Source organism: Paraburkholderia hayleyella (assembly GCF_009455685.1).
Lineage (GTDB): Bacteria > Pseudomonadota > Gammaproteobacteria > Burkholderiales > Burkholderiaceae > Paraburkholderia > Paraburkholderia hayleyella.
Genome location: NZ_QPES01000001.1, coordinates 1,262,736 through 1,276,747, shown reverse-complemented (window position 1 = coordinate 1,276,747; position 14,012 = coordinate 1,262,736). Strand labels below are relative to the sequence as shown.

General features: G+C 56.2%; 11 protein-coding genes and 1 pseudogene. 2 read left to right on the top strand and 10 right to left on the bottom strand.

What is annotated here, in order from left to right; translation table 11 throughout:
* Positions 1 to 108 precede the first annotated feature (108 nt).
* The 7 genes from acpS to lepA all read right to left on the bottom strand — a co-directional run bounded on the left by acpS (position 109) and on the right by lepA (position 7,277).
* Positions 109 to 537 carry a holo-ACP synthase gene (acpS, locus tag GH657_RS05850; protein WP_153099837.1) on the bottom strand — a complete coding sequence of 143 codons (429 nt, stop codon included), beginning with the start codon at positions 535 to 537 and terminating at the stop codon, positions 109 to 111.
* Positions 538 to 550: 13 nt separating this feature from the next.
* The gene (gene pdxJ / locus GH657_RS05845) at positions 551 to 1,315 is read right to left on the bottom strand and encodes a pyridoxine 5'-phosphate synthase (protein WP_153099836.1); all 765 of its coding nucleotides are present in this window, start codon (positions 1,313 to 1,315) and stop codon (positions 551 to 553) included.
* A complete protein-coding gene (recO, locus tag GH657_RS05840; RefSeq protein ID WP_153099835.1) occupies positions 1,312 to 2,181 on the bottom strand; it encodes a DNA repair protein RecO in 870 nt (289 codons plus the stop codon). Before recO ends, pdxJ begins: the two co-directional genes overlap by 4 nt.
* Complete coding sequence (gene era / locus GH657_RS05835; RefSeq protein WP_153101653.1) at positions 2,168 to 3,031, bottom strand: GTPase Era; 864 nt, start codon at positions 3,029 to 3,031, stop codon at positions 2,168 to 2,170. Before era ends, recO begins: the two co-directional genes overlap by 14 nt.
* Before the next feature lie 140 nt (positions 3,032 to 3,171).
* The gene (gene rnc, locus GH657_RS05830; protein WP_153099834.1) at positions 3,172 to 4,383 is read right to left on the bottom strand and encodes a ribonuclease III; all 1,212 of its coding nucleotides are present in this window, start codon (positions 4,381 to 4,383) and stop codon (positions 3,172 to 3,174) included.
* Positions 4,384 to 4,570: 187 nt separating this feature from the next.
* Positions 4,571 to 5,464: a signal peptidase I gene (gene lepB, locus GH657_RS05825; RefSeq protein WP_153099833.1), complete on the bottom strand. Its 894-nt coding sequence runs from the start codon at positions 5,462 to 5,464 to the stop codon at positions 4,571 to 4,573.
* A gap of 19 nt (positions 5,465 to 5,483) precedes the next feature.
* Positions 5,484 to 7,277, bottom strand: coding sequence for a translation elongation factor 4 (gene lepA, locus GH657_RS05820; RefSeq protein ID WP_153099832.1), 1,794 nt, complete (start codon positions 7,275 to 7,277; stop codon positions 5,484 to 5,486).
* 160 nt (positions 7,278 to 7,437) lie between these two features.
* Here lepA and GH657_RS05815 point away from each other — a divergent pair, with 160 nt between their 5' ends.
* Positions 7,438 to 7,905, top strand: a complete 468-nt coding sequence (locus tag GH657_RS05815) for a hypothetical protein (protein WP_153099831.1) — start codon at positions 7,438 to 7,440, stop codon at positions 7,903 to 7,905.
* Positions 7,906 to 8,215: 310 nt separating this feature from the next.
* On the top strand, positions 8,216 to 8,497 hold the full coding sequence (locus GH657_RS05810; RefSeq protein ID WP_153099830.1) for a hypothetical protein: 282 nt from the start codon (positions 8,216 to 8,218) through the stop codon (positions 8,495 to 8,497).
* A 222-nt stretch (positions 8,498 to 8,719) separates the two neighbouring features.
* Here GH657_RS05810 and GH657_RS05805 read toward each other — a convergent pair whose 3' ends face one another.
* The 3 genes and pseudogenes from GH657_RS05805 to GH657_RS05795 form a co-directional block, all read right to left on the bottom strand.
* Entirely contained in the window at positions 8,720 to 9,151 is a 432-nt protein-coding gene (locus GH657_RS05805) for a hypothetical protein (protein WP_153099829.1), read from the bottom strand.
* A 577-nt stretch (positions 9,152 to 9,728) separates the two neighbouring features.
* Positions 9,729 to 11,201: a LysM peptidoglycan-binding domain-containing protein gene (locus tag GH657_RS05800; RefSeq protein WP_153099828.1), complete on the bottom strand. Its 1,473-nt coding sequence runs from the start codon at positions 11,199 to 11,201 to the stop codon at positions 9,729 to 9,731.
* A pseudogene (locus tag GH657_RS05795) lies at positions 11,201 to 13,764 on the bottom strand (type VI secretion system Vgr family protein). Before GH657_RS05795 ends, GH657_RS05800 begins: the two are co-directional and overlap by 1 nt.
* Positions 13,765 to 14,012 lie beyond the last annotated feature (248 nt).

Sequence of the window (14,012 nt, the reverse complement as noted above, 5' to 3'; positions counted from 1 at the left end):
CGTGTTTCGTGTTTAGTTGGTGCATTCCATGGCTGAAAAAACGCGGCGCTCGCAGCCTTAGGGCCTGGGTGATGCGCCAAGGACGCACCTGAAGGCACATCAGGCCGCTCAGGAATGAGTCGTGGCCAACGCAGGCGCCGCCTCGGCGGTTTCAGCGATCACGAAGGACACCGCATAATCACGCTCGTCGCTCAGTGTGACGCGGGCGCTAATGCCGCGTGCCTCGAGCCATGCGGCCAACTCTCCGGATGCGCGCAACACGGGCTGGCCGCTGGCTTCATTCAGCGTCTGCAGGGCGCGCCAGGTCATGGGCCAATGCATGCCAAGACCAATCGCCTTGGAAAAAGCTTCCTTGACGGAAAAACGGGTCGCCAAAAATGCAAGGCCACGGGCGGCGGAGCGCGCATGGCGCGCGTGATAGATCCGCAACTCATCGGGGCCCAGCACTTTTTCCGCGAAGCGGCCACGCGTGCGCGTCATCACCGCTGCCACGCGGCTCACCTGAACGATATCAGTGCCAATGCCATAGACCGTCATCCCGTTTTCCGCCTTATGTCTGTGCGGCAAGACGTGCCGCGACCATCACCGCTTTCATTTCGCGCACCGCGTTATCCCAGCCGGCAAAGATGGCATGCGCCACGATGGCATGCCCGATATTAAGCTCGGCGATGCCAGCGATCGCGGCAATCGTCTGCACGTTGGTGTAATGCAGCCCGTGCCCGGCATTGACCTTGAGGCCGAGTGCCATGCCGAGTTCAACCCCGCGCACAATGCGGGCATATTCGTGCTGTTGCGCGTGGGCGTCATGGGCATCGGCATAACGGCCCGTATGCAGCTCGATCACCGGTGCGCCCGCTTCATGGGCGGCGCGAATCTGCGTCTCGTCCGCGTCGATAAAGAGCGACACGCGCGAGCCCGCTTGCGCGAGCTGCGCGCAGGCCGCGCGCACCAATTCAAATTGGCCCGCGACCTCCAGCCCGCCTTCGGTCGTCAGTTCCGCGCGCTTTTCTGGCACGAGGCATACGTCGTGCGGGCGCACCTCACAAGCGATATCGAGCATCTCCTGGGTGATCGCGCACTCCAGATTCATCCGGGTTTTGAGCTGCGGCCGCAGCGCGCGCACATCGGCGTCCGTGATATGTCGGCGGTCCTCGCGCAAATGCAGTGTGATCGCATCGGCGCCCGCTTCTTCGGCCAGGAGCGCGGCACGCACGGGGTCGGGATAGGCCGTGCCACGCGCATTGCGTAGCGTGGCCACGTGATCAATGTTGACACCCAGGTCAATCACATCGGGGGAAGTCAAAAAGAAGCTCATAGGTTTTGCAAGTCGATCAGAATCTGGCGCGTAGCCAACGGCGTGCCGCCCAGATAGTGGTTGAGCAAAAAACGCATCAGTGTCTTGCTTTGGGCGACCGTCTGCGGTTGATGGTAATCGTCCCGCTCCATGTCCAGCAAAGTCTGCCCCTGGATAACCGGCCAATGCGCGGGTAGTGTGTCCGAGACCTCGCACACGCCGCGCTCAGGATCGAACGTGTAACGCTGTCCGGCTTGCACCGCCTGGCGCGTCACGGTGCGGTCCAGCGCAAGTGCGTAACCGGTCGCGCGCAACAGCACACGTTCAAACGAACGCAATACCTGAACGGGCGGCTCATCATGCGCGAGCCGGGTCAGTGTCAGCACGTAATGCTGGAACAACTGGGGATGAGGGTCTTCGCGGGCACAAAATTTGACCAGCAGTTCATTGACATAAAAGCCGCATAGCAGCGCATCACCGGCTAGTGGCAACATGCCACCCACCCATTCCGCGCCGGTCAGCGTGCGCAGCTCCGAGCGGCCAGACCACGACAGCGAAAGCGGCTGAAACGTTTGCAAGACGCCACGCAATGCCGAATGGGGCCGCTTGGCCCCTTTTGCGACGAGCGCGAGGCGGCCGTGATCGTGCGACAGCACGTCAATGATGAGACTGGTTTCGCGGTACGGGTAGCTGTGCAGCACGAACGCGGGCTGTTCCGTGATCCGCGAACCGGGCGCGGACGGGCGCGGCGGCCGCTGCGTGGGTGTAGCACAGACCTCCGGCGCCGCCGACGCGACAGCGGGCGGTAACAAAGGCGCACGGGCCAGGACATGAGCGTCGGGTCCCTCGCCCGTTTGCAGGGTCAATGCAGCTTCATTCGTACCCATACGCGCGGAGTCCGGCTTCGTTGTCAGCCCAGCCACTCCTCACTTTGATAAACGTTTCGAGGTAAACCGGGCCGCCAAAAAGCTTTTCCATGTCAAGACGCGCTTCGGTACTGATCTGCTTCAGCTTGGCGCCCTTTTGTCCGATGATCATTGCCTTGTGCGTATCACGCTCGACCAGGATCGTGGCAAAAATGCGATGCAAGCGCCCTTCTGTTTCGAACTTGTCGATCAGCACAGTGCTGGTATAGGGCAACTCGTCACCCGTCCAGCGAAACACTTTTTCACGCAGGATTTCAGCCACCAGAAAACGCTCGCTGCGATCGGTCAGATCGTCTTCCGCATAGATCGGCACGCCTTCTGGCAAGTACGGCTTGACGGTCGCCAGCAGACGCTTGATGTCATCGGGATGCTTGGCCGACAGCGGCACGATTTCGCTGAAATCGCGCAACGCGCCCATCTTTTGCATGAAGGGATAAAGCTCGCTTTTATCCTGGATGCGGTCGATCTTGTTGGCGATCAGCAGCGTCGGCACCGACGGCGGAATCAGATCGAGGACCTTCTGGTCGTCCGGGCCGAAACGGCCCGCTTCGATGACAAACAGGATGGCATCGACCGAGGTCAGTGTGGACGTCACGGCCCGGTTCAGCGAACGGTTCAGCGCGCCACTGTGACGCGTCTGGAAACCGGGGGTATCGACAAAAATATACTGGGCGTCGTCAAAGGTATGGATGCCCGTGATGCGATGGCGCGTGGTCTGGGCCTTGCGCGACGTGATGCTGACCTTCTGGCCAACAAGCGCATTCATTAACGTCGATTTGCCCACGTTCGGGCGACCCACGATGGCGACCATGCCGCAACGAAAACCAGGAGGAGTGGGGCTGGAGCTGGGACTATTCATAGTTGGCTACGACAAGTTATGGGGTGAGGCACATGCCGTCTGGCACGCGTTGCGGGCAAGGCAGGCTCAATGGCCAGGCTCAATGACCAGGCTCAATGGCCAGGATCACTGATGCGGACGGAGGCGGCCTCAGGACTAGTCGATTCGAGTGAGGCATCGGCTACAGCCGCGGAAGACGCGAGGGTTAAATCGTGCGGGCCAGGCTTGTCGTCGTCGCGTGCAGCGGCGGGTGGTGCCTCGGTTTTAGCCTCGGTTTTCGGCAAACTCAGCGTGGTGGTGGATACGCCCGGCTTTTCGCTACGCACCGTCCGCTCCGGCCTGTCTTTGTCCTTGTCTTTGTCCTTGTCTTTGTCCTTGTCTTTGTCCTTGTCTTTTTCAGTCCCGGCCACCGGGACCGATTCGACATGCACCGCACGGATCATCGCCAGCGGCGCATGGCCATCCGGCCGCGCCATCGCTTCCAGAACCGTACCCGCACGAGCATCGGCACGCGCCGCGCGCTCGGGCTTGCGCTCCGGTGCGCGCAAATCGAGCGCCGTCTGAACGCCGGTCACACCCGGGACGATCTCCAGTTCAGCATGCTTCGCCGCACGCGCCCCCTTCGAGCGGCGCGGCTTGCCAACCGCAGCAGGCGCACTCGCCAGCACCTCATCCAGCGCCTTGCGGGCTGCGGCCTGCTCTGCCGCCCGGCGGCTGGCGCCAGCCCCCGACACCTTCACCTCCAGCTTCGGCACGGTGCACTCCACCTCAAACTGCTGGTTATGCGCGGCGCCGTGCGTCGCCACCACGGTGTAGGTGGGTAGCGCGATCTTATGACCCTGTAAATACTCCTGCAGCAGCGTTTTGGCATCCTTACCCAGCGTGCGCGGGTCGATATGGTCGAGAATCGGCACATAAAGCCGCTTGATCACGGTCTGCGCCGCCTCAAATCCACCATCCAGGAACACTGCGCCCAAAATCGCTTCCAGTGTGTCTGCAAGAATGGACGGGCGACGGAAACCGCCGCTGCGCAGCTCGCCTTCACCAAGCCTCAGGTTGTCTGAAATATTCAGGGCCTGAGCGATTTCATAAAGGGATTGCTGTTTGACCAGATTGGCACGAACCCGCGATAAATCGCCTTCGTCGAGTTTGCCGAAACGTTGAAATAAAAGTGCAGCCACCCCGCAATTCAGAACGGAATCGCCCAAAAACTCGAGCCGTTCGTTATGCGTGGCGCTATGACTTCGGTGAGTTAAAGCCTGGTGCAGCAATTCCGCATTGCGGAATTCATAGCGCAACCGGCTTTCCAACGGAGATAAAGGCATGGGGCAGAGTATAACGCGGGCACGAGGCCCGCCTGAAAGGCGGGCAGAAGGGACAACCGGGGACGGTGGCTTGCCAGATACCGGAGCCTAAAACAGCAACGCATCGCCGCGATGAGCGATGCGCCGTCATGCATCCAGGCTAAAGAGAAAACCGGTAGGCAAACCGGCCAGCAAACGCGGTGCAAACTCAGTGAAACGAGCCAATACGTTTCATCTGGCCGAAATTCATCCAGATGAAAAACGCCCGTCCTACGATATTTTTGTCGGGCACAAACCCCCAATAACGGCTATCGAGACTGTTATCGCGGTTGTCACCCATCATGAAGTAGCTGCCGGCGGGCACCTTGCAAGTCACGCCGCGGTCGTTGTACGTACAGTTATCGCGTCCGGGGAAATTCTCGGCGCCCACGATAAACGGCGGGACGGCAGCGTTATTCAGAATGGCGTTTTTGCGCCCATCCAGGTCTTCTTCGAAGCGTTTCGCATAATTGAGCCGCTCATCGTCGAAATAATCGGACAGCGGCGTTTCCGCAACGGGTTTGCCGTTGATGCTGAGCTTCTTGTCCTGGTAAGCCACGACATCGCCTGGCAGGCCAATAACACGCTTGATGAAATCGACTGATTCGTCCTTGGGAAAGCGAAACACCACGACATCGCCCCGCTCAAGTGGCCGACCTTCGGTCACTTTGGTATTGAGAATCGGCAAGCGCAGGCCGTAATCGTATTTGTTGACCAGAATAAAATCGCCGACTTGCAGCGTCGGAATCATTGAGCCTGATGGAATCTTGAACGGCTCGACAACAAACGAGCGAACCAGAAACACCACCAGAATGACCGGAAAAAAACTGGCGGAATACTCGAGCCACCAGGGCTGGCGCAACTGCTCATCGCGCAACCGGGCGCGAGTCTGGGCGGCATTTTCGTCGGCAAAACGCTCGCCGACCCGGGCCTGCTGCCGGTCGAATGCGGCAACCGCCTCATCCGCGGCACGCCGCCGCCGTGGGGAAAAAACCAGCTTGTCCGCCACCCACGCCACACCGGTCAAAATGACAAGGATAAAAAGAATCAGGGCAAAATTCATAGGATTCCGTTGCTTCGTATTATTTGTCTTCGACGCGCAAAATCGCCAAAAAAGCCTCTTGTGGAATTTCAACCGACCCCACCTGCTTCATGCGTTTTTTGCCTTCTTTTTGCTTTTCCAGCAATTTCTTCTTGCGCGAAATATCGCCGCCATAACACTTGGCCAGCACGTTCTTACGCAAGGCCTTGATGTTTTCACGCGCGATGATGTGCGCACCGATCGTGGCCTGAATGGCCACGTCATACATCTGGCGTGGAATGATTTCGCGCATTTTCGCCGCGACTTCACGGCCACGGTACTGGCTTTGCGAACGATGCACGATCACGGACAAGGCATCGACTTTTTCACTGTTGATCAGCATATCGACCTTGACCACATCCGACGCGCGATATTCCTTGAACTCGTAATCCATCGAGGCATAACCACGCGATACCGATTTCAGCCGATCGAAGAAATCGAGCACGATTTCACCCATGGGAATTTCGTAGGTCAGTTGCACCTGGCGGCCGTGATATTGCATATTGATCTGGCTGCCGCGCTTTTGCGTGCACAAGGTGATCACCGACCCGACGTAGTCTTGCGGCATATACAGGTTCACGGTGACGATCGGCTCGCGCACCTCTTCGATTTTTGACGGATCAGGCATTTTGGCCGGATTTTCGACCGTCAGCAGTGTCCCATCGCGCTGCACGACCTCGTACACCACGGTAGGCGCAGTGGTGATGAGATCCATATCGAATTCGCGCTCAAGCCGCTCCTGGACGATTTCCATATGCAGCAAGCCCAGAAAGCCACAACGGAAACCAAAACCTAACGCCTGCGAAACCTCGGGTTCGTATTGCAGCGATGCATCGTTAAGCTTGAGTTTTTCGAGCGATTCGCGCAGCGCATCGTACTGGTTCGCCTCAACCGGATACAGCCCGGCAAACACCTGGGGCTTGACTTCCTTGAAACCTGGCAACGGCTCAAGCGCCGGACGCTTTAGCAGTGTCACGGTATCGCCCACCTTCGCCGCCGTCAGCTCCTTGATGCCCGCGATGATGAAGCCCACCTGGCCAGCGGACAGCATCTCGAGATTTTTTGATTTCGGGGTAAAAACCCCGACGTGCTCGACCGGATACTCCGCACCGGTGGCCATCATGCGAATCTTGTCCTTGGGACGCAGCGTGCCGTTCACCAGACGCACCAGCATCACGACACCCACATAGTTATCGAACCAGGAATCAATGATCAGCGCCTGCAAGGGCGCCTCAGGATCGCCCTTGGGGGCCGGCACCTTGGCGATCAGCGCTTCCAGCACGTCTTCCACGCCTAGCCCGGTCTTGGCGCTGCAATGCACGGCGTCCATGGCGTCGATTCCGATGACGTCCTCGATCTCGGCAATGGCATTAGCCGGATCGGCCGCGGGCAGGTCAATCTTGTTCAGAACGGGCACCACCTCGACGCCCAGCTCGATCGCCGTGTAACAGTTGGCGACAGTCTGGGCTTCAACCCCCTGGCTCGCGTCCACCACCAGCAGCGCGCCTTCGCACGCCGAAAGCGAGCGGCTCACTTCATAAGAGAAATCGACGTGCCCTGGCGTGTCGATCATGTTCAGGTTATAGCGCTGGCCATCGCGTGCCCGATACGAGAGGGCCGCAGTTTGCGCCTTGATGGTGATGCCGCGCTCGCGCTCGAGATCCATCGAGTCGAGCACTTGCGACTCCATCTCGCGGTCGGACAGGCCACCGCACAGTTGAATAATGCGATCAGCGAGCGTGGACTTGCCATGGTCGATGTGCGCGATGATCGAGAAATTACGAATATGATCCATTCAGTACCGATCAAGCAAAAAAGGCGCGCTCGGACGGTTACGGAGCACGCCTTGTAGATAGGTGAAAAAGCCGCGCTATTTTAGCCGAAAAGGCCTGCGCCCGGCAGATCTTGCTGAAAACCCGTCTGGATATGCACACAAACGACGGGCAAATCCGGGCATGATTCCCCGTGCGGCGCAGCGTGTGAGAATACGCATTATTATTTATAAAATCAATAACTTATCAGTCACGCCGCAGCGGATTCGGTCCGCGACAATCCTCCGGGGCCAAGCCGTTTACGGGGGACGCCGTGGGAGAGCAAATCGGGCAGTCCATTACCGAATTACCGAAGTCGCGCTGTCGCGCCCCGGCGCGGCCGATGACAACCGCACACTGCGCGACGGCTCGGTATCACGCCACGTCCGCTACCGCTTCGATAACCAGTCCCGCGAAACCACGCTCGGCGTGATGCCCATCGTGATCGAGCGGTGCCTGAACCCTGTGTCGTCGCTCGGCCAGTTCGAGAAGCAGCTCAAGCGGCAGCTCATGCGGCACGATCATCAGTACCGTTACTGGCGGGAAATGCGCGCAGCATGGCAGGAACTCGGAGCATTCATGGAGAAGACCTGCGGGGACGAGATACCGTAGCGGCCCAATCCGAAGTATGAAACCTGCGACATCGGCCCCGGGAATTCACCTGCCTTGTCCGAGGCGATCTGAATAGTCACCCGAACGACAAGCGGGCCCGACGATCTCATCAGCCTGGACGAAGTGCCATTGCCTGAACTCCGGATCGGATAATCGCTGCACACCGATTTTGGCTTAGCGATTTCATTAACGCAGGCATTAAGTTTAAGAATTTTGCATGTGACCCAAGTCAGTTGGAAGATGTGCGAGCACTACTTGATTTGGTCACAGCTGTTGGTGGTAAAAATCCAGACTTTAAGGAAGTGAGGAAATGAAAAAATTACTTGCGCTGACATTTTTCGTTGCCATGTTCTTATCCTTTAATGCGATTGCTGATGAATCAGATATCGAAGGATGTCGAACCGTTAATACAGTGGCTGGTAAGTTAACCATTTCCGGCGCTGACAAAATGAGAGGCGATGGGCTGTACAGTATTGTTGAATTAAATGGGATTGCCTTCGACAAACTATACGGATTCGCTGGATCATGTGACCAGCACGCTTTAAAGAAGGGCTTGGTTGATCGGATATTGATGTACGATTTCAATAATTGAGGGAACAATCCGCCATCGATTTCTCTTTACGACTTCAGGGATAATCCTGCAGTGGTGATTCCTATTAGATGACTGTTACTCATCGATGAAACAAGATGGGTGCCAGATGCCGTATTCCTCAAGCTTCGAGGCGCTAAGTATCGAGATTGGTACAAATTCGACGGTGAGAATCTGGTCAAGGTACGCGTGCAGCGTCCCCCTGAGTAGCATAAGCCAATATGCTTATTGGTTTACAACAGAAAGGCAGCGCCGAACTCCCTTTTTAAGACGAATCTCCGATGCAATAGTCGTGGATTGTCCGCAGTAATTCATTAAATTGACATTCGAAAGATCAAGTTTTACAACATTACCTACCATTTTAATATTCGCCGTATCCGAATCAATTAACTTGAACGCTATTGCATTCCCATCGGAATGCTCTATATCCTTCGCTACGGGATGGACGGAACAACTATTCTTGCCTACCTCACTCTGTGTGATAGCGAGATAGTCAAAATCCGAAATTTTATTATCAACCAATCTAACAGTAAGATTGTGTGTCACCCCATCCTTCTTTATGGAGCACATCCATTTCTCGCCTTCAGCGTGCGAGGCTGTTACGAGCGCAACCGAGCAACAAATTGCAGCCTTAAAAGCGCCGATTGAAATTTTCATTTCTTTCCATCCTTGAGCTCTTTTGTTATTACCGACGTCTCCCCATCTTCAGTAACACCGGGCGTTAGAGCCCGCAGGTTAATGTAACTGTTTTCTCACCAGTTTTCGGGTGTAAGTTGCTCCACCCAATCCAGCACGATTCAATCCTTACTCCTGCAAACATCGCCCTTAAACGTCGTGTAATCAACACTCAACTGGGGGTTCGAGCAGACATCTCGGCAATGTTTATCGAACGCAGTGACATTAAAGCCTTGCTTTTTTTGCATTGCCGCGATTACGCTCCTCGGTGCTCCCGGCAAATACGCACTCGCATGGCGACTCGGACATATATCGCCTAAATCGGCGCATTGAGGAAGAATTTCGTATGCGCGAGTGCATAATTTGTCCGGCAATACACGCGAAACATCACCCATCGCCTTATTAGACAGAAGCTGTCCACCCCCGCCGTCGTTAATAGCACCGTTACACGCAGCAGCTCCAAAAATGATGATGAAAGACACAATATATCCGATCAATCGGCGCATGATTTTCATATAGAAATGTTAGCTTGATACACGTTTAATTAGCTTTTTTTGAACTACCCTTCGGCAAGACTATCGGTTATATCCAAGAGAGCGCGACCCTCCTGAATTTTGCTTTGGTCACAAGAGAACGTCTTGATGATGATATGTCCATTTACGAATCCATTTAACCAATCACGATGCCCTTTTGTGTAATTGCCAGAATTATCTTCCGCAAAACGCGCCGCCAAAGTCGGACCAACTTGAAGGGTAAGTAAGTACTTTGCATAATTACTGCTTATCTCGTTCTTTATAAATGCAGGCGCATCTTTAGGTCCAAGATGGTGAGCCAAATATATGACTTTCGCCTTATCAGCATCACTCAACTCATCAACTGGAAAACCAGATGCCCGTAAACTAGAAAGATTCTCGATTCCATAGTCAACCGCAGTGTAAATTGCCGATTCAGCATCAAAACGCATATCAAGAACTGACTGAACGTTAGCGTCAGACGACGTGGCTTTACCATGAACGTACTTCAACAGCAATTGAGATTTTGCTGAGATATACGTCCGGTCTGCAAGTTTGAACTTGGTGATACCTCCGTCCATCGATACCAAGCCTTTTCCCACCAATTTTTGATAGAGAAACGTTCCCGGTTTAACGGCTAGGCCAATCCATGTGCCATCTAAAAATTGGGTCATCCCTCGTGCAGAAGAGCTCGTAGCCGCAGACTTGCCATCCCACTCGCCAGTGCTTATTCGGATAGTTTTCATCTTCGGCGTCCCGTCCGAATTTAGTACCGCTTTACCCTTCGAAAACACCGGTTTAGTCTGCGGCGTGGTTAGCTTTTTAGCCTCTGCGTTCATAATTGACGCAACGCATTGCGGCGTTATACCTGCGCGTTTTGCTGCGCCGATTACATAATCACGATACTTGTAATTAGAGCCAAGCCGTAGGTTGTCAGCGTTCGGGCACTCGACCCCTACGTTAATAACCGGATGTCCGTCAAGGTCTCGATTATGCTGAACTTCGCCTAGCTCCAACTTGACAGGCTTGCTCGGCTCATGATCCGGCAACCCATCATGCTTGCGCAGTGGAACGTTAATCTTGTGCTTTGGGCTTCTCAAGGTGTGTTGGTGCACTCCGGGGTGAGGCTTGAGTGTCGCAACTTTCTTTTCTCCGCCGCCCATCTTTGAGACGAAGATTTGCGGGCTATCATCCTTTTCCTGCGTCTGGACAAGCGGAATTAAGCCCATATCGTCCGTGGTGAAATGGTATTCACCGCTCGTGGTCACAACCCGCGTAGCGAGGTCGACGATGGGCTTGCCTACCGCGTCGACAAACCTGATCCACAGTTCGCTATAAAAGTCATCGCCATCCTCTTGAGGTGCGGGCTGTTTCGGAATCTTGAGTTTTTGCCCAGGATAAATGTAATTCGGTTCACGTATGCCATTAAGGGTCGCCAACTGGTCTACATCAGTGCCGTGCGCTTGAGCGATCCTGCTGAGCGTATCGCCCGGCGCTACTACATAGGTGCCGTATTCCATTACGCCTGCTCCGATTTGTCATTTGCATCATCGTTTTCCGTGTAGCCGGTCGGCTGCGGGTCATGGTCAATGTCGGAATCCGTGACGACTCCCCATTCGCCCTGTCCAAGAAGTGCCTCTGCCGTGTCGCCGCTATCCGGATTGGTTGTACGCCTTGACCCGCCTGTTGTGCTGTCACCCTGGCTGGCGAGAACGAATGACGCGACATCTTCGTCTCGAGTAAACAGCTTGTAGGACACGTGGGACATGCGCGAGCCGTCAGTCAAATCGCGGAATGCGAGCTTCTGGCTGAACGGTCCAAAACCGCCATGCGGGAGATCTGGCACAGGAATATGCATCGACTCCTTGCCCTTCTTTTGAACGGTGATCGTCTTGAGAAACAAGTCAAACGGACCGCCAAGCGTGATGCTGCCGTCCTTGAGCCGGATGAATGCGCCACCGCATTCCAGAATCAGTTCCTTCTTCGCCACGATACGCACCGTGCCGTTGACGCTGGCGAAACTGATGTCCTTGTCCGCGATAAGGGATATCGGACCGCTCTGCGCCTGCACATCAACAGGACCTTTGCCTGCGAAAATTTTGATGCCGCTCCGCGCGAACATCGATATCTTTTCACCCGTCGCAACCGTGAAGCGCTTGAGCACGCTCCAGTCGGCGTTCTTTCCGGCGACGGCCGACATGTCGCCCTGCGCCGAGAACTGCATGCCCTGGCCCGCCACGAGCGCCGCCGACGCGGGCGTGCTCATCAGCAGTCCCGGCGTCCTCAGACCGTCCAGATTGTCTTTGATCTGCTGCTGCGCGTCGGTGTCCGCAGGTTCGGCCTTGGCACTTTGTGCCGACGCGGCAAGCGCCTTTGCGAGTTCCAATGCGCTCTCAAGCTGCGCGATGGTTTCCTGCATATCGAGCTGGTGCCCGGTTGCGCCGGGGCGCTCATAGGTCGTGACCATCACGCCCCTGCCCGCACGGAGCGCACCCCAGCCCGACGTCCTCTGCTCGTAGCCTTCACCCCGGTACTCCAGCTTGCTGTTCACCAGGTAGCCGAGATTAAGTTGTGACTTGCCCGAATGCTCCGTGCTGAGCTTGATGCCTTCCTGGCCTGCCCAGTCCTCCATGCGCAGTTTGTTGTTCTTCTGCGTGCGGATCACGTTACGCGAGAGCCAGCGCCGGTCATTCGTCACGAGGTCCCGCGCCTGTGAATGGTGATGAAAGCCGCTGATTTCGGGCTTGTCGGGATCGCCATCACGGAAGGAGATTTTTGCTTCATCGTTATCCAGCGCCACGAAGTGCATGCCGGTCTGCAGCTTGCCCGCGAACGGTTTAGCCAGGCGCAGCGGCACGCTCTCCCCCCCTTCGGCCAGTCGTCAAAATCCGCATCGAGCCGCACACCGTAATATCCTGCAGCGTTCAGGTAGCCATAGGGATATTTGTCCGGGCTGCAAACACGTGCGCTGAGCGTGCCGCCGATCTTTGCCCACTTCGCAGGTTCGAGCTGCAGGCGAAAGCGCCGCTTGGCAGGGATCGCCTTGTACTTGTTGGAATAGGGCTGGTCGCGCGCGCCGCTATGCGTAATCTCAGTCATCACCTGCCCCTGGGGGGCATCGGGCAGCATGATGTCGGTTTCGAGCACGCGTGCGCATTGCAGCGCGACGACATTACTCTCGCCTTCATAGATCACCTGGCGGGCCATCGCCGCCTCATGACGCAATTGCGCTTCCCACTTCGCCCCCGCCTGGTCCAGATGCCCGGTGCCATAGATGTACGGCTGGCCGTAGCTTGTGGGATCCTGGGGGGCCACGTTGGCCTCGTCCCTGAATCGCTCCCAGGCGGCCTCGGGGTTGTAGTCCGCGACCACAAATGACTGCGGCACGATCTCCGTGTGCGTCTTCAGTGCCATGACCGCTTCCACGCCAGCCGCCTCAAGGCCAGCCGCCTCACCGTACGGCACAATGAGCCGCGGGTCGTAGATATAGTGATCGATGTCGTCGCCGAAGACGATCTGGTCTCCGTGCTCGGTCTCGACAATGTAGCAATAGATGCCGGCCTTCTCCATGAGCATGTGCACATAGTCGAAGTCCGTCATCTGGTATTGGAAGCGCCACCGCACCTTGGAATAGTTGCTGCGCAACCGGAACAAGATCAGGTGATCGGGAATGCCGTGAGCGCGCAGGATCTTCTGGAGAATCTGCGGGATCGTGAGGTGCTGGAAAACCTGGGTGTTGGTGCCCGCCTGCAGGCGCCCGAAGTGTGACTTGAGTACCACCTGGTACTTCGTGTAGTCCTTCGTAGTCTGCACGGTCGAAAAGCACTCTATGTAGCCAGAGAATGCTCTCGACATCCCGTCGTCGGACACGATCCTGAAAATCGCATCGTGATTAAGATAGTCGGCGCGTGCGAGCTGCTGCGGGTGGGTTAACTCGACGGTGGCGACGTTGGGCTCACCCATCTTTTCGGTTGCCGTAAACGACACGACCGAGAGCGACGCCGCACTGCCCGTGCCAGGCACATCCAGAAAATACGCCTGGCGTCCCGTGACGCCCTGTCGTAATGGATCAAACTCTGCCATTCTCTGCCCTCTGAAAAAGAACCAGCGGCACAACGTCAGTTGCCAAACCCGTTAATTGATCACTTAGAAACCATCAGGTCAATGGAATTAATATGAGATATACATGCCTTGCCTGACAGCGCCAAATTCGGCACTTTTTCAAGCAGGGCATGAAACGTGGCATTTCCTGTACGAACTGGAGATTTGATTCGGAGAGTTCAGCGAAAGTGGTGGAGATTTCTTTCTCGTTCACGGCATCCTGTTCCTTT

Excerpts from the sequence above, each read along its gene's own strand:
- lepB (WP_153099833.1), bottom strand. The coding sequence starts at position 5,464 with ATGAATTTTGCCCTGATTCTTTTTATCCTTGTCATTTTGACCGGTGTG.
- GH657_RS05805 (WP_153099829.1), bottom strand. The coding sequence starts at position 9,151 with ATGAAAATTTCAATCGGCGCTTTTAAGGCTGCAATTTGTTGCTCGGTT.
- GH657_RS05800 (WP_153099828.1), bottom strand. The coding sequence starts at position 11,201 with ATGGAATACGGCACCTATGTAGTAGCGCCGGGCGATACGCTCAGCAGG.
- recO (WP_153099835.1), bottom strand. The coding sequence starts at position 2,181 with ATGGGTACGAATGAAGCTGCATTGACCCTGCAAACGGGCGAGGGACCC.
- GH657_RS05810 (WP_153099830.1), top strand. The coding sequence starts at position 8,216 with ATGAAAAAATTACTTGCGCTGACATTTTTCGTTGCCATGTTCTTATCC.
- pdxJ (WP_153099836.1), bottom strand. The coding sequence starts at position 1,315 with ATGAGCTTCTTTTTGACTTCCCCCGATGTGATTGACCTGGGTGTCAAC.
- era (WP_153101653.1), bottom strand. The coding sequence starts at position 3,031 with ATGGTCGCCATCGTGGGTCGCCCGAACGTGGGCAAATCGACGTTAATG.
- acpS (WP_153099837.1), bottom strand. The coding sequence starts at position 537 with ATGACGGTCTATGGCATTGGCACTGATATCGTTCAGGTGAGCCGCGTG.
- lepA (WP_153099832.1), bottom strand. The coding sequence starts at position 7,277 with ATGGATCATATTCGTAATTTCTCGATCATCGCGCACATCGACCATGGC.
- GH657_RS05815 (WP_153099831.1), top strand. The coding sequence starts at position 7,438 with ATGATTCCCCGTGCGGCGCAGCGTGTGAGAATACGCATTATTATTTAT.
- rnc (WP_153099834.1), bottom strand. The coding sequence starts at position 4,383 with ATGCCTTTATCTCCGTTGGAAAGCCGGTTGCGCTATGAATTCCGCAAT.